The 22,069-nt window shown below is 74.5% G+C and carries 19 protein-coding genes; 11 read left to right on the top strand and 8 right to left on the bottom strand.

Annotation, left to right across the window (positions count from 1 at the left end):
• Window positions 1-24: 24 nt before the first annotated feature.
• Both ACSU53_RS05975 and ACSU53_RS05970 read right to left on the bottom strand, forming a co-directional pair.
• On the bottom strand, window positions 25-1,473 hold the full coding sequence (locus tag ACSU53_RS05975; protein ID WP_437025296.1) for a sensor histidine kinase: 1,449 nt from the start codon (window positions 1,471-1,473) through the stop codon (window positions 25-27).
• Entirely contained in the window at window positions 1,470-2,159 is a 690-nt protein-coding gene (locus ACSU53_RS05970; RefSeq protein WP_437025294.1) for a response regulator transcription factor, read from the bottom strand. Before ACSU53_RS05970 ends, ACSU53_RS05975 begins: the two co-directional genes overlap by 4 nt.
• A 313-nt stretch (window positions 2,160-2,472) precedes the next feature.
• Here ACSU53_RS05970 and ACSU53_RS05965 point away from each other — a divergent pair, with 313 nt between their 5' ends.
• From ACSU53_RS05965 to ACSU53_RS05950, 4 genes are all read left to right on the top strand, one after another.
• Window positions 2,473-3,624, top strand: coding sequence for an ABC transporter ATP-binding protein (locus ACSU53_RS05965; protein ID WP_437025292.1), 1,152 nt, complete (start codon window positions 2,473-2,475; stop codon window positions 3,622-3,624).
• On the top strand, window positions 3,621-4,346 hold the full coding sequence (locus ACSU53_RS05960; protein ID WP_437025290.1) for an ABC transporter permease: 726 nt from the start codon (window positions 3,621-3,623) through the stop codon (window positions 4,344-4,346). Before ACSU53_RS05965 ends, ACSU53_RS05960 begins: the two co-directional genes overlap by 4 nt.
• Window positions 4,343-5,008, top strand: coding sequence for an ABC transporter permease (locus ACSU53_RS05955; RefSeq protein WP_437025288.1), 666 nt, complete (start codon window positions 4,343-4,345; stop codon window positions 5,006-5,008). The genes ACSU53_RS05960 and ACSU53_RS05955 overlap by 4 nt, the downstream gene beginning before the upstream one ends.
• Before the next feature lie 155 nt (window positions 5,009-5,163).
• On the top strand, window positions 5,164-6,120 hold the full coding sequence (locus ACSU53_RS05950; RefSeq protein ID WP_437025286.1) for an ABC transporter substrate-binding protein: 957 nt from the start codon (window positions 5,164-5,166) through the stop codon (window positions 6,118-6,120).
• Between the two features lie 35 nt (window positions 6,121-6,155).
• Here the strand turns inward: ACSU53_RS05950 and ACSU53_RS05945 are convergent, their stop codons facing one another.
• From ACSU53_RS05945 to ACSU53_RS05925, 5 genes are all read right to left on the bottom strand, one after another.
• Window positions 6,156-6,752, bottom strand: coding sequence for a GTP-binding protein (locus ACSU53_RS05945; RefSeq protein ID WP_437025284.1), 597 nt, complete (start codon window positions 6,750-6,752; stop codon window positions 6,156-6,158).
• Entirely contained in the window at window positions 6,739-7,098 is a 360-nt protein-coding gene (locus ACSU53_RS05940) for a DUF742 domain-containing protein (protein WP_164338728.1), read from the bottom strand. Before ACSU53_RS05940 ends, ACSU53_RS05945 begins: the two co-directional genes overlap by 14 nt.
• Before the next feature lies 1 nt (window position 7,099).
• Window positions 7,100-7,531, bottom strand: coding sequence for a roadblock/LC7 domain-containing protein (locus tag ACSU53_RS05935; protein WP_403640653.1), 432 nt, complete (start codon window positions 7,529-7,531; stop codon window positions 7,100-7,102).
• A 39-nt stretch (window positions 7,532-7,570) separates the two neighbouring features.
• The gene (locus tag ACSU53_RS05930) at window positions 7,571-10,312 is read right to left on the bottom strand and encodes a nitrate- and nitrite sensing domain-containing protein (protein WP_437025281.1); all 2,742 of its coding nucleotides are present in this window, start codon (window positions 10,310-10,312) and stop codon (window positions 7,571-7,573) included.
• Window positions 10,313-10,433: 121 nt separating this feature from the next.
• Complete coding sequence (locus tag ACSU53_RS05925; RefSeq protein WP_437025279.1) at window positions 10,434-11,444, bottom strand: substrate-binding domain-containing protein; 1,011 nt, start codon at window positions 11,442-11,444, stop codon at window positions 10,434-10,436.
• A 780-nt stretch (window positions 11,445-12,224) separates the two neighbouring features.
• Here ACSU53_RS05925 and ACSU53_RS05920 point away from each other — a divergent pair.
• The 6 genes from ACSU53_RS05920 (at window position 12,225) to ACSU53_RS05895 (ending at window position 19,473) form a co-directional block, all read left to right on the top strand.
• The gene (locus ACSU53_RS05920; protein ID WP_362097533.1) at window positions 12,225-12,872 is read left to right on the top strand and encodes a ScbR family autoregulator-binding transcription factor; all 648 of its coding nucleotides are present in this window, start codon (window positions 12,225-12,227) and stop codon (window positions 12,870-12,872) included.
• Window positions 12,873-12,919: 47 nt separating this feature from the next.
• Window positions 12,920-14,101 carry a damage-control phosphatase ARMT1 family protein gene (locus tag ACSU53_RS05915; protein ID WP_437025277.1) on the top strand — a complete coding sequence of 394 codons (1,182 nt, stop codon included), beginning with the start codon at window positions 12,920-12,922 and terminating at the stop codon, window positions 14,099-14,101.
• 105 nt (window positions 14,102-14,206) lie between these two features.
• The gene (gene cyc2, locus ACSU53_RS05910; RefSeq protein ID WP_437025275.1) at window positions 14,207-16,486 is read left to right on the top strand and encodes a germacradienol/geosmin synthase Cyc2; all 2,280 of its coding nucleotides are present in this window, start codon (window positions 14,207-14,209) and stop codon (window positions 16,484-16,486) included.
• 75 nt (window positions 16,487-16,561) lie between these two features.
• Window positions 16,562-17,233: a PDZ domain-containing protein gene (locus ACSU53_RS05905; RefSeq protein WP_437025273.1), complete on the top strand. Its 672-nt coding sequence runs from the start codon at window positions 16,562-16,564 to the stop codon at window positions 17,231-17,233.
• Between the two features lie 112 nt (window positions 17,234-17,345).
• On the top strand, window positions 17,346-18,473 hold the full coding sequence (locus tag ACSU53_RS05900) for an aminopeptidase P family protein (RefSeq protein ID WP_437025271.1): 1,128 nt from the start codon (window positions 17,346-17,348) through the stop codon (window positions 18,471-18,473).
• Between the two features lie 49 nt (window positions 18,474-18,522).
• Entirely contained in the window at window positions 18,523-19,473 is a 951-nt protein-coding gene (locus ACSU53_RS05895) for an aminoglycoside phosphotransferase family protein (RefSeq protein ID WP_437025269.1), read from the top strand.
• A 53-nt stretch (window positions 19,474-19,526) separates the two neighbouring features.
• On the opposite strand, the gene treZ is transcribed toward ACSU53_RS05895, so the two are convergent.
• On the bottom strand, window positions 19,527-21,272 hold the full coding sequence (treZ, locus tag ACSU53_RS05890; protein WP_437025267.1) for a malto-oligosyltrehalose trehalohydrolase: 1,746 nt from the start codon (window positions 21,270-21,272) through the stop codon (window positions 19,527-19,529).
• 178 nt (window positions 21,273-21,450) lie between these two features.
• On the opposite strand from treZ, the gene ACSU53_RS05885 reads away from it, so the two are divergent.
• Entirely contained in the window at window positions 21,451-22,002 is a 552-nt protein-coding gene (locus ACSU53_RS05885; RefSeq protein WP_437025266.1) for an FHA domain-containing protein, read from the top strand.
• Window positions 22,003-22,069: the final 67 nt, after the last annotated feature.

The raw sequence follows: 22,069 nt of genomic DNA, 5'->3' as shown, positions 1-22,069 counted from the left end.
CCTCCACCCGGCGGGCCGGGCCGGTCAGCCGGGCGCGTCCCGGCGGCCGGCCCGGGGCAGCCGCACCGTGAACACCGTCGCGCCCGGCCCGCCGGCCAGCTCGACGGTGCCGCCGTGGGCCCGCACCAGCGACCGGGCCACCGACAGGCCGAGCCCGCTGCCGCCCCGGTCGCGGCTGCGGGCCCGGTCGACGCGGTAGAAGCGGTCGAAGACCCGCTCCCGCTCCTCCTCGGGGATGCCGGGCCCCTCGTCGGCGACCCGGACCAGCACCTCCTCCCGCCCGGCGGCCACCGTCACCGACACGGGCGTCCCGGGCGGGGTGTGCACGGCCGCGTTGGTCAGGAGGTTGTCCAGCACCTGCCGTATCCGGTCCGCGTCGAGACGCAGGCGCAGCGGGCCGGGGTGCGCCGACACCGTCAGCGGGTGGCCGGGATGCCCGGCCCGGAAGGCGTCGGCGGCCTGCCGGACCAGCTCCACCACGTCCGCCGGCCGCGCCCGCACCGGCGCCGCCGCGTCCAGCCGCGCGAGCAGCAGCAGATCGTCCAGCAGCACCCCCATCCGGGCGGCCTCGGCCCGCAGCCGCGCCAGGTGCCGCTCGCGTTCCCCGGGCGCGTTGGCCGCCGCGTACTGGAACAGGTCCGCGTAGCCCCGCACCGACATCAACGGGGTGCGCAGCTCGTGCGAGGCGTCCGCGACGAAGCGGCGCAGCCGCTGCTCGGCCTCCGCGCGCACCGCCAGGGAGCGGTCGATGTGCTCCAGCATCGTGTTGAACGCGGTGCGCAGCTCCGCGACCTCCGGGCCGCCGTCCCGGCCGGCGGCGCGCAGCGGCAGCCGGGCCGCGGACTCCGTCAGGTCGTGCGAGGCGATGCCGTGCGCCGTGCTCGCCATGTCGCTCAGCGGCTTCAGGCCCCGCCGCAGCATCCGCCGCCCGGCCGCCACCAGGGCCGCCAGGGCCAGCGCGAACACCACGACCTGCACGGTGATCAGCCGCTCCACGGTCTCCTCGACGTCCGTCACGGGCGCCGCGCTCACCAGCACCACCCCCGGCCGGACCTCGCACCCGCGCAGCCGGTAGGTGCCCTCGCCGTCGATCCGCGCGGTGCGCAGGAGTTCGGTGTCGGAGTGCGCCATCGTCCGCGCCAGGGCCGCGAACGCCCGGGTGTCCTCGGGCACGTCCGCCGGCCTGCGCAGCCGCACCTCGCCGTCCGCGACGTCGTAGACGGCCGTGTACCAGCCGTAGTACGGCTTGCGCTCCACCGTGCCGTGCGCCGCCGCGTCCTTGGCCTGCACGGTCTGCACCAGCTCGAGCTGGGTCGCCAGCTGCTGCTCCAGGTAGTCCCGCATGTAGGCGGTCAGCGCGGTGCCGACCACGGCGAACACCGCCAGCGACAGCGCACCGAGGCCGAGCGCCAGCCGGGTGCCCAGGCGTATCCGCCGGCGGACGTGGCGCGGCCCGCCCGCCCGCCGGCTCACTCGCCGGCCTGCCGTATGACGTAGCCGAAGCCCCGCACGGTCCGGATCAGCGGCGGGCCGGTGTCGTCCAGCTTGCGCCGCAGCCGGCTGATCACCAGCTCCACCACGTTGGACCGGCCGCCGAAGCCGTACTCCCACACGTGGTCGAGGATCTGCGCCTTGGTCTGCACGGCCGGCGAGCGGCGCATCAGGTAGCGCAGCACCTCGTACTCGGTGGGGGTCAGCGACAGCAGCCGCTCGCCGCGCCGCACCTCACGGGTGTCCTCGTCCATCGTCAGGTCCCCCACCGACAGCACCGGCCGCCCGGGTCCCGGCCCGGCACTGCGGCGCAGCACGGTCCGCAGCCGCGCCATCAGCTCCTCCACCGCGAACGGCTTGACGAGGTAGTCGTCCCCGCCCCGGGTGAGTCCCGCCACCCGGTCGGCGACGCCGTCCCGGGCGGTGAGGAACACCACCGGCACCATCGTCCCCGAGCGGCGCAGCCGGTCGAGCACGCCGAAGCCGTCGACGTCCGGCAGCATCAGGTCCAGCACCACGATGTCCGGACGGAACGAGGCGGCGCGACGCAGCGCCTGGGCACCGGAGTGGGCGGTGACCGCCTGCCAGCCCTCGTAGCGGGCGACGGTGGCGACCAGGTCGGCGATGGGCGGGTCGTCGTCGACGACGAGCAGGCGTACGGTGTCCACCCGCTCATACTGCGGCACGCCGCGCCCGGCGCCGAGGGGCTGCCCGGCGGCCCCGGGACATCGACAGCGATCCGACAGGAAGCCCGCGGGGATCCGCACGGGAGCCGAGGGACCACGGGCCGTCCGGGTGCGGCGGCGGGAAACGGCCCGGGGGTTTCCGGACGACAGGGCGGGGCAGGTGGCGTACCGCGCGGGGCGCACGCCGGGGACCTCGTGCGTTCCGGCGTGCTGTCGGTGGCGATGTCTAGACTCGTCCGGCGGCAGACCGCGCGGCCTTGGTCAGCATTCCGCCACCCGAAGGGCATTCGGCGTCTTGATACGGATCGACTCAGTCACGAAGCGGTACCCGGACGGCACGGTGGCGGTCGACCGGCTGTCGCTGGACATCCCCGACCGCTCGATCACCGTCCTCGTCGGGCCCTCGGGCTGCGGCAAGACGACCACCCTCCGCATGATCAACCGGATGGTCGACCCCACCGAGGGAACGATCCTCCTCGACGGCGAGGACATCCGCAGCCGGCCGGTCACCACCCTGCGCCGGTCCATGGGGTACGTGATCCAGAACGCCGGCCTCTTCCAGCACCGCACCATCGTCGACAACATCGCCACCGTGCCCCGCATGCTCGGCTGGGGCCGGCAGCGCGCCCGGGAACGGGCGGCCGAGCTGATGGAGCGGGTGGGCCTGGACCCGTCGCTGGCCAAGCGGTACCCGTACCAGCTCTCCGGCGGCCAGCAGCAGCGCGTGGGCGTCGCCCGGGCCCTCGCCGCCGACCCGCCGGTGCTGCTGATGGACGAGCCCTTCTCCGCCGTCGACCCCGTCGTGCGCAAGGGGCTGCAGGACGAACTGCTGCGCATCCAGGACGAACTGGGCAAGACCATCGTCTTCGTCACCCACGACATCGACGAGGCGATCACCCTGGGCACCATGGTCGCCGTCTTCCGCGAGGGCGGCCGGCTCGCCCAGTACGCGCCGCCCGCCGACCTGCTGTCCGCCCCCGCGGACGCCTTCGTGGAGGACTTCCTCGGCGCCGACCGGGGCATCCGCCGGCTGTCCTTCCTGCCGTCCGGCTCGCTGGAACCGCTCATGGACGCCGTCGTACCGCTGCACGCCCCGGCCGAGCGGATCGCCGCTGCGGACGCCGGCGCCGAGCACCTGCTGGTCACCGACGAGGACGGCCGGCCGCTGGGCTGGGCCGCCCGCCGGGACCTGCTCGCCGGGGACACCGACCGGCTGCTGCCCCACGGGCGGCCCTTCGTGCCCGGCACCGACTCCCTGCGGGTCGCCCTCGACCGGGCCGTGCTGTCGCCCACCGGCCGCGCGGTCGCCGTGGACGCCGCCGGCCGCGTGACCGGGGTGGTCTCCCAGCAGGCCATCGCCGAGGCCGTCCGCGCCGCCCACGCCTCGTCCGGGGACGCCGGCCCGGCCGGTGACGGCCGCGCCGACAAGGCCGGGGTCGCCCCGTGACCGGCTTCTTCGACATCCCCAGCGACCTCCAGCACAGCTGGGCCGGACTGATCGGGCTCCATGTGCGCGAGGCCCTGCTGCCGGTCGCCGCCGGGCTGCTGCTCGCGCTGCCGCTCGCCCAGCTGTGCGTGCGCTTCCGCCGGCTGTACCCGCCGGTGCTGGGCCTCACGACCGTGCTGTACGCCGTCCCCTCCCTGGCCTTCTTCGTGGTCCTCATCGACTACACCGGCCAGAGTGAACTCACCGTGATGATCCCGCTCGCCGTGTACAGCCTGGTCGTGCTGGTCCCGGCGATCGTCGACGGAGTGCGCTCGGTCCCCGACGAGACGCTGGCCGCCGCCACCGCCATGGGCTTCGGCCCTCTACGGCGGTACGCCCAGGTGCAGTTGCCCCTCGCCGCGCCCGCCATCATCGCCGGGCTGCGGGTGGCCACCGCGTCCAGCATCTCCCTGGTGAGCGTCGGCGCGCTGATCGGCAACCAGGGCGCCCTCGGCAACCTGCTCGCCGCCGCGCAGAAGTACGACCGGCCCGAACTCGCGGTGAACGCCGTGCTCACCATGGCCGCCCTCGCCGTCGTCTGCGACGCCCTGCTGGTTCTGCTCCGCATCGTGCTGACCCCGTGGATGCCCCGTTCCGGACACGGCGGGCGGGGGCGGCCCAAGACCGTCGCGCGCGGTGCCCGGCCCGGGCCCGGACTCGACACCGGAGGCGGGGCCCGGTGAACGTCCTCTCCTTCGTCGAGGCCTTCTTCAGCGACCCCGCCCAGTGGCAGGGCTACGACGGCATCCCCCAACGCCTGCTGGAACACCTCCAGTACACGCTGCTCGCCCTCGCCGTCGCCGCCGCGATCGGCCTGCCCGTCGGCCTGCTCACCGGCCACACCGGGCGCGGCGGGAACGCGGTCGCCTTCATCGCCAACGCCGCCCGCGCCCTGCCCAGCTTCGGTCTGCTGGTGCTGGTCGTCCTGCTCATCGGCTTCGGCCTGCTGCCCGTGATGATCCCCCTGGTGGTGCTCGCCGTGCCGCCGATCCTGGTGACAACCTACGAGGCGGTCCGCTCGGTCGACCCCTCGCCGGTGGACGCCGCCCGGGGCATGGGCATGCGGGAGTCGCGGATCCTGTTCCAGGTCGAACTGCCGGTGGCGCTGCCGCTCGTCCTCAGCGGACTGCGGTCGGCCGCCATCCAGATCGTGTCGACGGCCACCATCGCCGCCTACGTCAGCCTCGGCGGCTTCGGCCGGTACATCATCGACGGGCTCTACCAGCGCGACTACACCAAGGTGGTGGGCGGCGCCACCCTGGTCGCCGTGCTGGCCCTGGCCACCCTCGCGGTGTTCTGGGCCGCCGGCCGGCTGGCCGTCTCACCCGGGGTGCGGCGACGCTGACCGCCCGCACCCTCCCCGTCCCGCCCCGCACGGCCGGGGCGGTGACGGGCTGTCAGCCCCGCAGCCGCGGGCTCCGCACACCCGCCGGGGCGGGTGCCGGAAACCGTGACCAGGACGTTGTTGACCGCACTGAAGCGGCTGGATTGGATCGGTGAATGACTTCTACCGCGCGAGGCAGTTGGACGAGGACGAGCCACACCGGCGTGACGGCCGTCGCGCTCGCCGCCGCGGCGGCGCTGCTCGCGGGCTGCTCCTCCGGCGACACCGGCGACAACCCCCTGGCGGGGGAGAAGGCGGAGGCCGGGACCGTCGTCGTCGGCTCGAACAACTTCGCCGAGAGCACCCTGCTCGCCGACATCTACGGCGAGGCCCTGCGGGCCGAGGGCATCAAGGTCACCTACAAGCACAACATCGGCAGCCGTGAGACCACCTACGGCCTGATGAAGAACGGTTCCATCACCGTCCTGCCGGAGTACAACGGCTCGCTGCTGGCCTACCTCGACCCCGAGGAGGAGCAGAAGTCCGCGCAGGACGTCAACACCGCCGTCAAGGCGAAGCTGGACAAGAGCCTGACGCTGCTGGAGTCCTCGCCCGCCGAGGACAAGGACTCGGTCGCCCTCAACGCGCGGACGGCGAAGAAGTACGGCCTCACCGAGTCGTCGACCCTCGCCGACCTCAAGGAGGCGGCACCGGAGCTGGTGATCGGCGGTTCGCCCGAGTTCCAGACCCGCAAACAGGGGCTGAAGGGCCTCAAGGAGGTCTACGGACTGGAGTTCAAGTCCTTCAAGGCGCTCGACGCGGGCGGTCCGCTGACCCAGGAGGCGCTGACCCGCGACACCGTGCAGGCGGCGGACATCTTCACCACCGACCCGACCATCGTCAAGGAGAAGTTCGTCGTCCTGAAGGACCCGGAGAACCTCTTCGGATTCGCCAACGTGACCCCGCTGGTCAACAAGCAGGGCCTGTCCCAGAAGGGCGTCGACGCCCTCAACGCGGTCTCGGCCGCGCTGGACACCGAGACGCTGCTCGACCTGGACGCCCAGGTGCAGCTGGAGAAGAAGGACCCGCTGGACGTGGCCAGGGCCTGGCTGAAGTCGGCCGGCCTGGACTGACCGGAGCACGCCCGCGCGGGTCCGTGACGCGGGCTTCAGGGTGCCGGGGCGGCCGCCGCGATCAGCCGGTCGATCAGGGCGATCAGCACGTCCCGGCACGACTGGCGCTCCCGCGCGTCGCACAGCAGCACCGGCACGTCCGACGGCAGGGCCAGCGCCTCCCGGATGTCCTCCACGGGGTAGGGGTGCTCACCGTGGAAGCCGTTCACGGCGACGACGAAGGGGATGCCCCGGCGCTCGAAGAAGTCGATCGCCGCGAAACTCGACCGCGGCCGGCGCACGTCCACCACGACCACCGCCCCCAGCGCGCCGATGGCCAGGTCGTTCCACATGAACCAGAACCGCTGCTGGCCCGGCGTGCCGAAGAGGTACAGCACGAGGTCGTCCGAGACGGTGATCCGGCCGAAGTCCAGGGCGACCGTGGTGGCACGTTTCTCCTCGATGCCGTCCAGGTCGTCGACGTCCAGCCCGGCCAGGGTCAGCGGCTCCTCGGTGCGCAGCGGCACGATCTCGCTGACCGAGCCGACCAGGGTGGTCTTGCCCACGCCGAAGCCCCCGGCGATCAGGATCTTGACCGTGTCGGGTGCCGGGCGCCCGCCGGGCGCCTGAGCGGTGGCGTCAGAGGCGGCCAAGTCCGTCCCTCACTTTCTGCAGCAGGTCCAGGTCCGGGGTGGTGCGGGTGACCGGGTGCGGCGGCCGGGCGGTGATCCGGCCCGCCTCCAGCAGGTCGCACAGCAGGATCACCACCACGCTCACCGGCAGGTCCAGCCGGGCGGCGAGCTCCGCCACCGCCACCGGCTCGGCGCACATCCGCAGGATCCGCGTGTGCTCCGGCTGCGGCCGGGTGCCCGTCACGGGCTGCGGATCGACCGCCGTGACCGTGGTGATCAGCGTGAAGTCGGCCCGGCTGGGCCGGGTCCGGCCGCCCGTCAGCGTGAACGGACGTACCAGCCGGCCCGCCGGATCGCCTCCCCCCACCTCACACGCCGGGGTCGACGACGGGCCCGGCGGTGCCCCGGGGCGCCGCGCTGAGGTGCTCACCGATCTTCTTCACGAGCATGTTCATCTGGTACGCCACCACCCCGACGTCCGCGCCCGGACCGGTCAGCACCACCAGGTGCGCACCGGGGCCGGCCGCGGTGAGGATCAGGTAGCTGTTGGCCATCTCGATCAGCGCCTGGCGCACCGGCCCGCCCCGGAAGTCCATGCTGACGCCCTTGCTCAGGCTCATCAGGCCGGAGGCGGTCGCCGCGAGGCGTTCGGCGTCGTCCCGGAGGAAGCCGGTGGACTTGCTCACCACCAGCCCGTCCTCGGAGAGCACCACGGCCTGGTTGACGTCGGCGACCCGCTCCACGAGTCCGGTCAGCAGCTGGTCGAGCTGGGTGTGCGTGGCGGGGATGGGGCGTGTCATGGCGGTGTTCCTTCGTGAGCGGTGGTCGGCGATCGTCGGTCAGCGATCGGCGGGAGGGGTCGAGAACTCGGGGGTGGCGGCGGGCGGATGCTCCGCCGCCGGGCCGGCGTCGCCGGGCAGCGTGCCGTCGGCGCCGTCGTCTGTGCCGTCGACGGTGCCGCTGCGCAAGGACCGGGCGTCGCGGCCGTTCGGGCGGGCCCGGTCGGCCCCGGCCCGGCGGGTCCCGGCCTGGTCGGTCCCGGCCTGGTCGGTCCCGGCCCGGTCGGTCCGGCGGGTCCGGTGGGCCTGGCTGTTCCGGTCGTTCGTGGTGGCCCGGTCGTTCGTGGCGTCCCGGTCGCCGTGGTCGGTCAGGTCGTTGGTCCCGTCGGTCAGGTCGGTCCCGTCGTCCGTCTCGTCGGTCCGGTCGTCCGTCTCGTCGGTGCGGTCGTTCGTGTCGGCCCCGTCGTCCCGCGCGCGGGACGTGCCGCGCTGGAACCCGCCCAGGGAGGACGCGGCGCGCTCCGCCGTGAAGTCCTGGTGGGAGGACTCCCCGCCGGGCTCGGGGACGCTCTCCTCGCGCAGTTCGGCCGCCAGGCTGGTCTGCGGCACGCGGCGGGGGAGCGGGACGAGCCCGCCCCGGCGGCCGGCGGCCCCGGCCGTGGTGGCGCCGCGCGCGGGAGCCGGGGCGGCGGCACGGCGGGACGGGCCGCCGCCGTGCGCGGGGCCGGGCTCCCCGGGGGCGGCGGGGCCGTCCGGGGCCGTTCCGTCCGGCGCGTCCGGTCCGTCCGCTCCGTCCGGGGCCCCGGACGCCCCGGGGGCCGGTACGGTCGTCCCCGGACCCGGGGCGGCGGGGGAGCCGGGGTCGTCCTCCGGGGCTTCCCGGACCACGATGTCGTGCGGGACCAGCACGATCGCCGTGGTCCCGCCGTAGGGCGAGGAGCGCAGGGTGACGGCGATGCCGTGCCGGTGCGCGAGCTGGGAGACCACGAACATGCCGAGCCGCAGGTCGTCCGCGAGCGCCACCACGTCGAACTGCGGCGGGGTCGCCAACTGGGCGTTGAAGGAGGCGTAGTCCTCCTCCGACAGCCCGAGCCCCCGGTCCTCGACCTCGACCGCGAGGCCCCTGGCCACCATGGCCGCCCGCACCACGACCGGGCTCGGCGCCGGGGAGTAGGCCGTCGCGTTGTCGATCAGCTCGGCCAGCAGGTGGATGACGTCGGCCACCGCGGGCGGGGCGATGGCGATCTCCTCCTCCTCGGTCTGCACCTCCACCCGCTGGTACTCGGCGACCTCGCCGACGGCGCTGCGCAGGATGTCGATCAGGGCGACCGGCCGGCTCCAGGTGCGGCCCGGCCGTTCCCCGCTGACGATGACCAGGTTCTCCTCGTAGCGGCGCAACTGGCTGGCCGTGGAGTCCAGTTCGTACAGGCCCTTGAGGACCTCCGGGTCGGTGTGCCGGCGTTCCAGCGCGTCCAGCTTGCTCAGCTGGAGGTTCACCAGGTTCTGGCTCTGCCGGGCGATGCCCAGGATGATCTTCTGGAAGCCCCGCCGGGCGTCGGCGAGTTCGACCGCCGTGTGCACGGCCGTGCGCTGCGCGGTGTTGAACGCCTGCGCCACCTGGCCCAGTTCGTCATCGCCGTAGTCCAACGGCGTCGTCGCGGACTCCGGGTCGACCTTCTCGCCGCGCTCCAGCCGGGCCACCACGTCCGGCAGCCGCTCCTCGGCCAGGCTCAGCGTGGCCAGCCGCAGACCGCGCAGCCGCCGGGACAGCGACCGGGTGATCCGCCAGGACATGCCCACGCAGACCAGCAGGGCCGCCAGTCCGCCCGCGCTCAGCGCGGCGGCCGTCAGCAGCAGACCGCGGGCCTCGTCGGCGCTGCGGGTGAGCAGTCCGTCGGTCTCCGTCCGGATCACCGCCGTGTACTGCGCCGACACCTCGCCCCAGGCCGCGTCCCACCGGCGCTGCGCGTCCGGCAGGGCGACGCGGCCGTCCTCGCCGGAGGGACGCGCCGCGAGCACCTGGTCCTCGATCTTCTCCAGGGTCCGCCACTCGGGGCTCGCCAGGATCTTCTCCGTCCGGGTCCGGGCGTGGTCCCGCAGCGACGGCAGGATCTGGTCCCGCACCAGCCAGCGGCGCGTGCTCACCAGCGTCGCGAAGTCCGCCCGTTCCCCGCTGTCCAGGTGCCCGGACGGCCAGGCCAGGGTGAGCAGCGTGTCGCCGCGGGACATCAGTTCCGCCGCCTGCTCCATCGACACCAGCGGTCCGGCCTGCGAGGTGAGGTCGCCGTCGTCGACCTGGGACAGCTCCCGGAAGGCGTGGATCTGCTCGTCGATGATCGACGTGTAGTGGTCGAGCGCCTGCTCGGGCGTGATGTCACCGGGATCGTCGATCTGGTCCCGGTAGTACTCCAGGCTGCCCGCCGAACCGAGGACCGAGTACATCCGGTCCGACACCCGCGCCGGTGCCGCGGCGATCGCCTCCGCCTGGCCGACGAGCCGGGCCACCGCCCGGTCGGTCCGTTCCCGCTGGGCGTCCAGTGCGCCGCGGGAGGTCCGGGGCGAGGAGAGCCAGGCGGCGGTCAGGCCGCGTTCGCGCTGCAGGGCGAGCGCCGCCTCGGTGCCCATCGCGCCCGTCGACCGGCTCAGCTCCGTCTGCGCCCGCAGCCGCAGGCCCTCCGAGAACATCTGCGTCGTCGTCACGCCCCACATCGCGGCGAGGGTGACGCCCGGCACCAGTGCCAGGAGCACCAGCGAGATACGTATGGAGCCGAGTCGGCGCCGGGCACCTGTCCGTGGAGACATCGTCGTCCTAGAGCGGTCGGGTCGAAGGGGGCGGAGGCGGTGCGCAGGATGCTATCCGCACGGGTGAGCGCGCGTCCCGGGCGGGACCGAAATCTTTCGACACGTCCCGGGCGGGCCGGTGTCAACGGGTGCCGTCGGCCGCGAACTTCGCGACCGAGGCGACGTTGTCCCTGGTGACGAACGCCGGGCCGGTGAGCACGGGGGCCACCCCGCCCCCGCTGACGTTGCCGTTCGTCCGGTACAGCCACAGCGCGTCGACGGCGAGGTAGCCCTGCAGGTAGGGCTGCTGGTCCACGGCGAACCGGACGTCGCCGCGGCGCACCGCGGCCACCAGGTCCTCGTTGATGTCGAACGTGGCGACGCCGGCCCTGCTGCCCGCCTCCTCGACCGCGTCGACCGCGGTGAGGGCGTACTGGGCCCCCAGGGTGACGACCTCGTCGATGGACGGGTCCTGGCGCAGCCGGGCGGCGACGATGCCGGAGACGGCACGCATGTCGGTGCCGTCCACGTAGAGGTTGTCCGTCCTCCCGGCGAACGCCTTCCGCACGCCGGCGCAGCGCGCCTCCAGGGCGACGTTGCCGCGTTCGTGGACGACGCACAGGGTGTGCCGCGCCTTCAGGCCGTTGAGCCTCTCGCCCACCGCCCGGCCGGCCACGCTCTCGTCCTGCCCGAAGTACCCGAGCAGTCCGGCCGGCTTCCAGGCGTCGATACCGGAGTTGAGCCCCACGACGGGGATGCCGGCGGCCCGCGCCTCGCCGACGGGGCCCTGCATCGCCTGCGGTTTGGCCAGGGTGACGGCGATGCCGTCGACCCCGTCCTCGACGGCGTCGCGCATCAGTTCCGCCTGACCGGCCGGGTCGTCGTCGCTCACGTACGTCAGCTCGATGCCGTCCTTGGCCGCCGCGGCCTCGGCGCCCTTGCGCACCAGGTCCCAGAAGGCGTCGCCCTCGCCGCCGTGCGCGATCAGGGCGACCTTCATCCTCCCGGCACCGCCCGATCCCCCGGCGCCCTCGGAGTCCTCCCCGCCGAACGCCGAGCAGCCCGCCGCCAGCAGGACGACGGCGACGGCGAGAACGGCGAGGCGGGCGGGGCGTCTTCCCGGGGTGCGGTGGAACCGGGAGGGAGTGTTCATGGGAACGCGGACCTCGCTGTACGGCAGAGCAAGAGCAGGGGGAGAGTGCGGTCGGAGCAGCACGGACGCACCGCCGGGTGACTCTCGCTGGCCCGGAGCCAACCCTGTCCCTCCACCGGTCGTCAAGTGGCCGGCCACGGGAAGTGAGCTGCCGCTGCCGCATTGTGATGAACCGTGACACCCGAGGTGGGAGGGGGTACGGCGTCCCGAGGGAAGGAACCGCGCGGACGGTACGGTCCGGGCCGCGGCGCCCCCGGGCGGGGTCCGGCGGTACGGCTCCGGTCGCCGCGGTGACGTGCCGGGGCTGCCCGTCCGGGGTGACGGGCCCGGTGGCGCCCGTTCCGCCGCGGCGGGCCCGCGCGGCACCGAGGGTGCCCGGGAGGCGGAACGAGGGTTTCCCCCGTATCCCCCCGGCCGCCGGGCTGCCTATCGTTCGAGCGCGGCCGAACCGGCGGGTAACCCCCGCGCGGTTCCCGGCACCCCGTGAGCGGGGTCCCGGTCGGCGTGGCCGCCACCGGTCCGGCGGGCCGGCCGGGTGCGGATGGGGCCCCGGCCGGCCCGCCGTTCACCTGCGGCTGGACGCGTGAACGGGCCCGTTGAAGACCGGACGTGCTGTTTCCTCTCAGCCTCCTCCCGTCGTTTCCCTCCCGGTTCGCCGGATGTGTGCCAGGTCGGGGCCGACCGGGGTGACTCCCGCCGCCGGACGGTGAGTTATCGTGTACACCGGGTGAGAAACAAACGGCATGACCCGTTCCTTTTTCCGGCTCAGGAGTTCAGTCGATGGCCAGGCAGGTACGCGCCGAACAGACCCGTTCGACGATCATCACGGCGGCCGCCGAACTGTTCGACCGGCAGGGCTACGAATCGACGAGTCTCAGCGACATCGTCGAGCACGCCCATGTCACCAAGGGGGCCCTGTACTTCCACTTCGCGGCCAAGGAGGACCTGGCGCACGCGATCCTGGAACTGCAGTCCCGCACCTGCCGCACCCTGGCCCGGGAGACCGAGGCGCGAGGGCACACCTCGCTGGAGGCGCTGATGCGTCTCACCTTCTGCATAGCCAGGCTGTCCGCCGACGACCCCGTCCTGCGCGCCGGACTCCGGCTCGCCACCGGCGGCACCCGGCCCCGCCCTCCGCTCACCCACCCCTTCACCGAGTGGCTGGACATCGTCACGGCCCGCCTGCTCGGCGCGGTCAAGGAGGCCGACGTCCACCCCGACGTCGACATCGACGTCGTCGCCCACTCCCTGGTCTGCTTCTTCATCGGCACCCGCGTGGTGGGCCGCTCCCGCGAACCCGTCGCCCGGCAGCCCCGCCGCACCGCCGAGATGTGGCAGATCCTCATCCGCGGTCTGGTGCCGGTGACCCGGCGCGCGCGGTACCTCAGCCTGGCCGCCCGGCTGGAGCGGGAGATCGCCCCGGTCTGACACCGGCCACCGGGCCCCGTGCCCCCTCGCGCGCTACGGTGAGGCCCATGTCCCACACCCCCGCCGCCGACGTGCTCCTCGGCAACGAACCCGGCTCGTTCCCCCGCAGCGTGCTGGCCGACCGGCACCCGGCGATCATCCGGCAGGTGCGTGACTCCTTCCCGTACGAGCCCGCGCAGCACCGCGCCCTCGACGCCCTGCTGGCCCAGTGCACCGAGGGCGTGATCGAGCCCCTCCCCGCCGACGCGCACGACCGCCACCACTGGCTCGCCTGGGGGATGGAGACGTACGCCGGGCAGTCCTGGTTCGACGTGCCCTGGCTGTGGTCGGAGAGCTGGTTCTACCGGCAACTGCTGGACGCCGTCGGCTACTTCGGTCCCGGGCCCTGGCAGGGCATCGACCCCTTCCGGCCGTCGAAGCTGGCCGAGCTCGACTCACCCGCGACGGCCGAGGAACTGGCCGCCCTCGACGACCTCGCCGGCCTGGCCCCGGACGAACGCGACCGGGCCCTGCTGCACGGCTCGTTGTGGGGCAACCGCGCCGACCTCGGCTTCCGGATGTCGGCCGGGGGCGCCGAACCGGCCGACGCCGCGCCGGGCCTGGTCGCCGACGACAGCGAACGCCTGTGGGCGCTGGTCGACACCGCCTCCGGCCCCGTCACCCTCGCCCTGATCGCCGACAACGCGGGCCGCGAACTCGTGCCCGACCTGCTGCTGTTGGCCCACCTCCTCGCCCACGGCCGCATCGGACGGGCGGTGCTGCACGTCAAGCCGTACCCGTACTACGTCTCCGACGCCACCACCGCCGACGTCGTCGACGCCGTCCGCCGGCTGCGCGACGCCCAGGGAGCGGCGGCGGAGTACGGCCACCTGCTGTGGGACGCCCTCGCCGACGGCCGCCTCCGGATCGGCGCGCACGCCTTCTTCTGCTCGCCCCTGCCGTACGAGGACATGCCCGGCGACCTCCGTGCCGACCTCGCCGCCGCCGGCCTCACCGTGGTCAAGGGTGACCTCAACTACCGCCGCCTGGTGGGAGACCGGCGGTGGCCGCCCACCACGCCGTTCGCCGACGTCACCGCTCACTTCCCCGGGCCGGTGGCCGCCCTGCGCACGCTGAAGTCCGACGTGATCACCGGACTGGACCCGGACACCGAGGCCGCCCTGGTCGCGGCGGAGGAGCAGCGGTGGCGGACCAGCGGCACCCACGCCCTCATCCAGGTACGGGAGTAGGGCACGAAGGCGCCCCGGACCTCCCCATCACCCCCGGTTCACGCGATGGTGTGATCATGTCCGGGCCGGCGGATGCCGCCGGGGAGCCACGGGTAGGGCCCGGCCATGACGCAGCCGTTCGAACTCCCGCACTTCTACCTGCCGCACCCCGCGCGGCTCAACCCGCACGTCGACGAGGCCCGGGCCCACTCGACGGCGTGGGCGCGCGAGATGGGCATGCTGGAAGGATCCGGAGTCTGGGAGCAGGCCGACCTCGACGCACACGACTACGGCCTGCTCTGCGCCTACACCCATCCCGACTGCGACGGACCCGCGCTGTCCCTCATCACCGACTGGTACGTGTGGGTCTTCTTCTTCGACGACCACTTCCTGGAGAAGTACAAGCGCACCCAGGACCGCCCCGCCGGCAAGGCCCACCTCGACCGGCTCCCGCTGTTCATGCCCGCCGACCCCACGGCCCCGGTCCCGGAGCCGGAGAACCCGGTAGAGGCCGGCCTCGCCGACCTGTGGGCGCGCACCGTGCCCGCCATGTCCGCCGACTGGCGCCGCAGGTTCGCCGTCGCCACCGAGCACCTGCTCAACGAGTCGCTGTGGGAACTGTCCAACATCAACGAGGGCCGGATCGCCAACCCCGTCGAGTACATCGAGATGCGCCGCAAGGTGGGCGGCGCCCCGTGGTCCGCGGGACTCGTCGAGTACGCCACCGCCGAAGTGCCCGCCGCCGTCGCCGGCACCCGGCCGCTGCGCGTGCTCATGGAGACCTTCTCCGACGCCGTCCACCTGCGCAACGACCTGTTCTCCTACCAGCGGGAGGTCGAGGACGAGGGGGAGAACAGCAACGGCGTCCTCGTCGTCGAGACCTTCTTCGACTGCACCACCCAGGAGGCCGCCGACATCGTCAACGACGTCCTCACCTCCCGGCTCCACCAGTTCGAGCACACCGCGTTCACCGAGGTGCCCGCGATCGCGCTGGAGAAGGGGCTCGCGCCGCACGAGGTGGCGGCCGTCGCGGCGTACGCCAAAGGGCTCCAGGACTGGCAGTCCGGCGGCCACGAATGGCACCTGCGCTCCAGCCGCTACATGAACGAGGGCGCGCGGACCACCGCCCCGTGGGGCGTCCCCGCCGGGCCCGGCACCTCCGCCGCCGACGTGCGCGCGCTGCTCACCGCCGCGGGCGCCGAGCGGCTGCGCCCCCACACCCACGTGCCGTACCAAAAGGTCGGCCCCTCCGTCATCCCCGACATCCGCATGCCGTTCCCGCTGGCGCTCAGCCCCCACCTCGACGCCTCCCGCGCCCACCTCGCCGACTGGTGCCGGCGCATGGGCATCCTCGCCGAGGGCGTCTGGGACGAGGACAAGCTGGACGCCTACGACCTCGCGCTGTGCTCCGCCGGCATCGACCCGGACGCCACCCCCGAGGCGCTCGACCTCAGCGCCCAGTGGCTCGCCTTCGGCACCTACGGCGACGACTACTACCCGCTGGTCTACGGCCACCGCCGCGACCTGGCCACGGCCCGGGTGACCACCGCCCGCCTGTCGGACTGCATGCCCCTCGACGGCGAACCGGTGCCGCCCCCCGCCAACGCGATGGAGCGCTCCCTGGCCGACCTGTGGGCACGCACCACGGCCGCCATGACCCCCGAACAGCGGGTCCCGCTGAGGAACGCCGTGAACGTCATGACCGAGAGCTGGCTGTGGGAGCTGGCCAACCAGATCCACCACCGCGTGCCCGACCCGGTGGACTACCTGGAGATGCGCCGCCAGACCTTCGGCTCGGACCTGACGCTGAGCCTGTGCCGGACCGGCCACGGCCCGGCCGTCCCGCCCGAGGTCTACCACAGCGGTCCGGTGCGCTCCCTGGAGAACGCGGCGGTCGACTTCGCCTGCCTGCTCAACGACGTCTTCTCCTACCAGAAGGAGATCGAGTACGAGGGCGAGATCCACAACGCGATCCTCGTCGTGCAGAACTTCTTCGGCTGCGACTACCCGTCCGGCCTACGGGTCGTCCATGACCTGATGAGCCGCCGCCTGACCCAGTTCGAGCACGTCGCGGAACACGAACTGCCGGTGGTGTACGACGACTTCGAGCTGTCCGGAGAAGCCCGGGACATCATGCGGGACTACGTGGAGGACCTGCGCAACTGGATGGCGGGCATCCTGCACTGGCACCGCAGCGTCGACCGCTACAAGCACGAGTGGCTCGCCGGGCGGGCCCACGGCTTCCTGCCCGACCGCCCACCCGTCCTGACCGTCCCGTCGGTCCCGGGGGTCCCGGTGGCCCCTTCGGCCCCGGTGGCCCTCTCGGTCCCGTCCGTCCCGTCGGTCCCGTGGACGGGGGCACCGCCGCGGAGCGCGGCGGCCGGCCGGATCGCCTCCCACACCTGACCGCCGTCCAGTCTCACTCGTTCGTGGCTCGTCGGCCGGCCGCCCGCCGGGTAGCTCTCCGGACGGAGGCGATCGATGGAACAGACAGCGTTGCGGCCCCGGCCGATGCCCGGCCGGGAGCCGGACGGCGAACGGGCGGGCGGGACCGGCGGCCGGCCGGATCCCGGCCGCGGACGGCGGACCACGGAAGGGGGACGGGAGGACGGGCCCGGTCCCGTCCCCGGGCGGACCCGGCCGCACGCCGCCCGCCGGCGCGGCCGCCGGCCGGCGGCCGCCCTGTTCACCGCGCTCGTCGGCACGGTGCTGGTCCTCGCCGGGGTCGGGCTCGGGGCGACGGGCGCCGCCGTCATCGGGGCGGACGGCATCGCCGAGCTGCGGCGGCAGGCGGGCCTGCCGGTCACCGGGCCGTCCGCGGCCTCCGGCCCCGCACCGCAGGCCGCCCCGGCTCCCGCCCCGCCCGCCGCGCGGGCCCCCGCCCCCGCCGTCGCCGGGCTCGGCCTGGAGGTGGCGGACGACCGGAGGCCGGGCGCCCTGGTCGTCGGCGTGCACGTCCCCGGCCCGGGGTACGCGGCCGGGCTCGTCCGGGGCGACGTCCTGCTCGCCCTCGACGCCACCCGCATCGACACCGCCGCGGACCTCGCCCGCGCCGTCGCCCGGGCCCGTCCGGGACGGGAGGTCACCCTGACCGTGCGCCACCGCAGCGGCGCCCACCAGCAGCTGACGGCCGTGCCGGGCATCGTCACATGACGGGCGCCCGGCCCGGCCGCCCGCCCCGCGAACCCCGCGAACCGGCTCGCGCCGCCGCTCCCGGACGGGCAGGATGCTGCCGTAGCCCTCACGCCCACCCCGGGAGGCCCGGATGAACGGCACCGCGCCCGCGCCCTTCACCGCCGACGACCACCGGGCCCGCATGGAGCGTGCGGTGCGCCAGGCCGCCGACGCGGGGCTGGCCGGCCTGCTGGTCGCCCCCGGCCCGGACCTGGCGTGGCTCACCGGCTACACCCCGCCCGCCGACACCGAACGGCTCACCCTGCTGGTCCTGACACCGGACCGCGACCCCGTCCTGGTGGTCCCCGCCCTGGAGGCCCCCGACGCCGAGCGGGCCCCCGGCGCCCCGGCCCTGACCCTGCGCGACTGGACCGACGGCACGGACCCCCACGCCGCGACCGCCGCCCTGCTGGACCCCGCCGGCCGCTACGGCATCAGCGACAACGCCTGGGCGCTGCACCTGCTGGCCCTCCAGCGGGCGCTGCCCGGCACCGCCTACGTCTCCCTCACCGACGCCCTGCCGATGCTCCGTGCCGTCAAGGACCCGGCCGAACTGGAGCTGCTGGCGGCCGCCGGAGCCGCCGCGGACGCCGCGTTCGAGGAGATCCGGACCGTGACGTTCGCCGGGCGCCGGGAGCGGGACGTGGCCGCCGACCTCGCCGCCCTCCTGCTGCGCTTCGGACACCAGCGGGTCGACTTCACCATCGTCGCCTCCGGCCCCAACGGCGCCCACCCGCACCATGAGGCCGGCGACCGCGTCATCGGGCACGGCGACATGGTCGTCCTCGACTTCGGCGGGCTGAAGGACGGCTACGGCTCCGACACCTCCCGCACCGTCCACGTCGGCGAGCCCACCGACGAGGAACGCCGGGTGCACGACCTCGTGCGCGCGGCCCAGGAGGCCGGGTTCCGCGCCGTGCGCCCCGGCGCCGCCTGCCAGGACGTCGACCGGGCCGCCCGCGCCGTCATCGCCGACGCCGGACACGGGGAGCACTTCGTCCACCGCACCGGGCACGGCATCGGCGTCACCACCCACGAGCCGCCCTACATGGTCGAGGGCGAGGAGCAGCCGCTCGTGCCCGGGATGTGCTTCTCCGTCGAACCCGGCGTCTACCTGCCCGGCCGGTTCGGCGTCCGCATCGAGGACATCGTCGCCGTCACCGCCGACGGCGGACGGCGGCTGAACGACACCGTCCGGGAGCTGGTGACAGTGGACTGAGGTCTCACCGATGCCCCCGCCCCGCCCTCCGAACGACAACGGCGCGACCATGACCCAGGCACCGACACCCACCGCGGACAGCGTCCGCGCACTGCTGCGCACCCTGCTGAAGGACGACGGCGGCGGACGCGACCACCCCCTGGCACCCGACCGGGTCCGGTCCGTCGCCGAGGGCGGCCGGCCCGGCACCTGGTGGGTCGGCGACCGCCACGTGCTGCGGCTCGCCCCCGACCGCGAGGCGAGCATCCGTCAGCGCCGCGAGCTCAGGGTGCGCGACCTGGTCCGCCCGCACGTCCCGGTCGCCGTCCCGGTCAGCGTGGCGCAGGGCGAGTGGGCGCCCGGCCTGAGCTGCACCCTCGACACCCGCGTGCCCGGCGGGTCCGCCGAGGAGCACCGGGTGTCCGCCGTCGGCGAGACGGACCTCGCCGGACTGCTGACCGGGCTGCGCGACGTGCCCGCCCGGCAGGCGGAGACGTTCGGCGTGCCGCGCGTCGCCCCGCGTTCCCTGGAGTCGCTGCGCGGGGCCGCCCGCACCGCCGCCGAACAGCTCGCGCCGGCCGACGAGTTCGACCCGGTCCGGCTGGGGCAGCTCACCCAGCCCGCCGCGGTCCAGCTCGCCGCCCAGCCCGGCTCGGCCGTCCTCACCCACCACGCCCTCACCGGCGACCGCCTCGTGGTCGGCGCGGACGGCCGGGTGCGCGGCGTCCTCGGCTGGGGCGGCACGGTGGTCGGCGACCCGGCCGAGGACATCGCGGGCCTCGCCGTCGCCGTGGGCGCCCCGGCCGCCGTCCGGGCCGCCACCCTCGCCGGGTACGGCGCCCGACCCTGCCTGCGCGGCCTGTGGCTGGCCCGCTGCGACGCCGTCCTGCACCTCGCCGGGGCGCTCGCCGGCCGCCCTGCCGCGCCGCTGCCGCTGCTGCGCGTCCGGCTGCGCCGCGCGTGGGAGGCGATCCTCCTGGAGCGCGTCACCGACCTGCGGGGCCCGGACGACGCCGTCTGACCCGGCCCCGGCCCACCCGGCCCCCCGGCACGCCACGAACCCCGCCGCCGTCCTCAGTCCTGGAGCAGCACGACCGCCGACTCGGCGGGCACGTGCAGCACACCGTCCGGTCCCGGGGCGTCGACCGGCTCCCACGCGGCCAGCACCCGCGCGTGCGGCGCGCCCAGGGCGATCGCGGCGGGCCCGTCGGCGAGGTTCACGGCGACCAGGACGTCACCGCGCCGGAACGCCAGCCAGCGGCGCTCCTCGTCGAAGGCCACCTTGGTGTCGGCGAGGTCGGGGTCGGTGAGGTCCGGCTGCTCCCCGCGCACGGCGATCAGCCGCCGGTACCAGTCCAGCACCCGCGCGTGCGGCTCGCGCTCCGGCTCCGACCAGTTCAGGCACGAGCGGTCCCGGGTCGCCGGGTCCTGCGGGTCCGGCACCTCCCGCGCCGTCCAGCCGTGCGCCGCGAACTCCCGCCGCCTGCCCTCGCTCACCGCCTTGGCGAGCGCGGCGTCGGTGTGGTCGGTGAAGAACTGCCAGGGCGTGCCCGCCGCCCACTCCTCGCCCATGAACAGCATGGGCGTGAAGGGCGCCGTCAGCGTGAGCGCCGCCGCGACGGCCAGCCGCCCCGGGGACACCAGCGCGGCCAGCCGGTCCCCCTGGGCGCGGTTGCCGACCTGGTCGTGGGTCTGGCTGTAGCCGAGCAGGCGGTGCCCGGCGACCCGGGTGCGGTCCAGCGGCCGGCCGTGGTGGCGGCCCCGGAAGCTGGAGTAGGTGCCGTCGTGGAAGAAGCCCCCGGTCAGGGTCTTGGCGAGGGCCGCGAACGGGGCCCGCGCGAAGTCGGCGTAGTAGCCCTGCGACTCGCCGGTCAGCGCGGCGTGCAGCGCGTGGTGGAAGTCGTCGTTCCACTGTGCGTGCACCCCGAGGCCGCCGTCCCGGCGGGGCGTGATCACCCGCGGGTCGTTCAGGTCCGACTCGGCGACCAGGAACAGCGGACGGCCCGTCTCCGCGGCCAGGGTGTCCATGGCGTCGGACAGCTCCTCCAGGAAGTGGTACGCCCGGGTGTCCACCAGGGCGTGCACCGCGTCCAGGCGCAGTCCGTCGATCCGGTAGTCCCGCAGCCACGCCAGCGCGCTGTCGGTCAGATACGTGCGCACCTCGTCCGAGCCGGGGGCGTCCAGGTTCACCGCCGAGCCCCACGGGGTGTGGTGCGTGTCCGTGAAGTACGGTCCGAACTCGGGCAGGTAGTTGCCCGACGGCCCGAGGTGGTTGTGCACCACGTCCAGGACCACCCCCAGGCCCAGCGCGTGCGCCCGGTCGACGAAGCGTTTCAGTCCCTCCGGCCCGCCGTACGGCTCGTGCACGGCCCACAGCGACACGCCCTCGTACCCCCAGCCGTGCCGTCCGGGGAAGGGGCACACGGGCATCAGCTCGACGTGCGTGACCCCCAGCTCCGCGAGGTGGCCGAGCCGGTCCGCGGCCGCGTCGAACGTGCCCTCGCGGGTGTACGTGCCCACGTGCAGCTCGTAGAGCACGGCCCCCGGCAGCGGGCGTCCGTCCCACCGCGTGCGCCAGTCGTACCGGTCGTGGTCGACGACCGCGCTGAGCCCGTCCGGGCCGTCCGGCTGCCGGCGCGAGCGCGGATCGGGCCGGACCGGCCCGCCGTCCAGCGAGAAGCCGTACCGCGAGCCGTCCCGCGCGTCGGCCTCCCCCCGCCACCACCCCTCCCGCCGCGCGTCACGCTCCAGCGCGTGGGTGACGCCGTCGCACTCGAGCGTCACACGGCCGGCCTGTGGTGCCCACACCTCGAACTGCACGGACGGTTCCCCTTCGTCTGCTCACCGTGACGTAGCCCGTCCATCGTGCGGTATCCGCGATCGATCCGCCGGTGAATCCGCCCTTTCGCGGCGGGTGTCGCCGTACGCCGGGGCCCGGCCGGGCGGCGGTCGCCCGCTTTCTGGACAGGCGGGCCCGCACTGACCGACAATCACGTGCGTGACGTCGTCCTTCGAGTTCAACACGTACCCCGCGCGGTTGTCCGACGCGGAGCGCGACAAGGCGCTGAAGGTGCTCCGGGACGGCGCCGCCACCGGCCGGCTGTCCCACGACACCTTCGTCCGGCGCATGGAACTCGCCCTCGCCGCCCGCCGTCCCGAGGAACTCGCCGCGCTCACCGCCGACCTGCGGGCCGAGGGCCGCCTCTCCCGGCTGGTCTTCGGCTCCGTGGAGGCGGTCTCCGGGTTCGGCGTGCGGCTGCGCCGGGCCTGGCAGGCGGAGCGGCTGCCCAAGCTGCTGCTGCCGCACCCGCAGACGGGCCACCCGCTGCGGATCGGCCGCGACCCCGCCAACGGGCTGCGGCTCAACCACGAGACGGTCTCCCGCGTCCACGCCGAACTGCACCACCAGGGCGGCCTGTGGGTGCTGCGGGACCTGGGGTCGACCAACGGCACCACGGTCAACGGCCGGCGGGTCGTCGGCGCGGCCGTCGTGCGGGAGGGCGACCAGGTCGGCTTCGGACGGATGACGTACCGGCTCTCCGCGGACTGACCCGGCGCCCTCCGCCCTCCACCCTCTCACCGGACGCCGGCCGGCGCCGCGGCACCCGGCACCCTCC

Source organism: Streptomyces sp. enrichment culture (genome assembly GCF_964273255.1).
In the GTDB taxonomy this organism is placed as follows: Bacteria; Actinomycetota; Actinomycetes; order Streptomycetales; family Streptomycetaceae; genus Streptomyces.
Note: the sequence above shows the minus strand (reverse complement) of the source record. Positions and strands in the feature narration are given on the sequence as shown.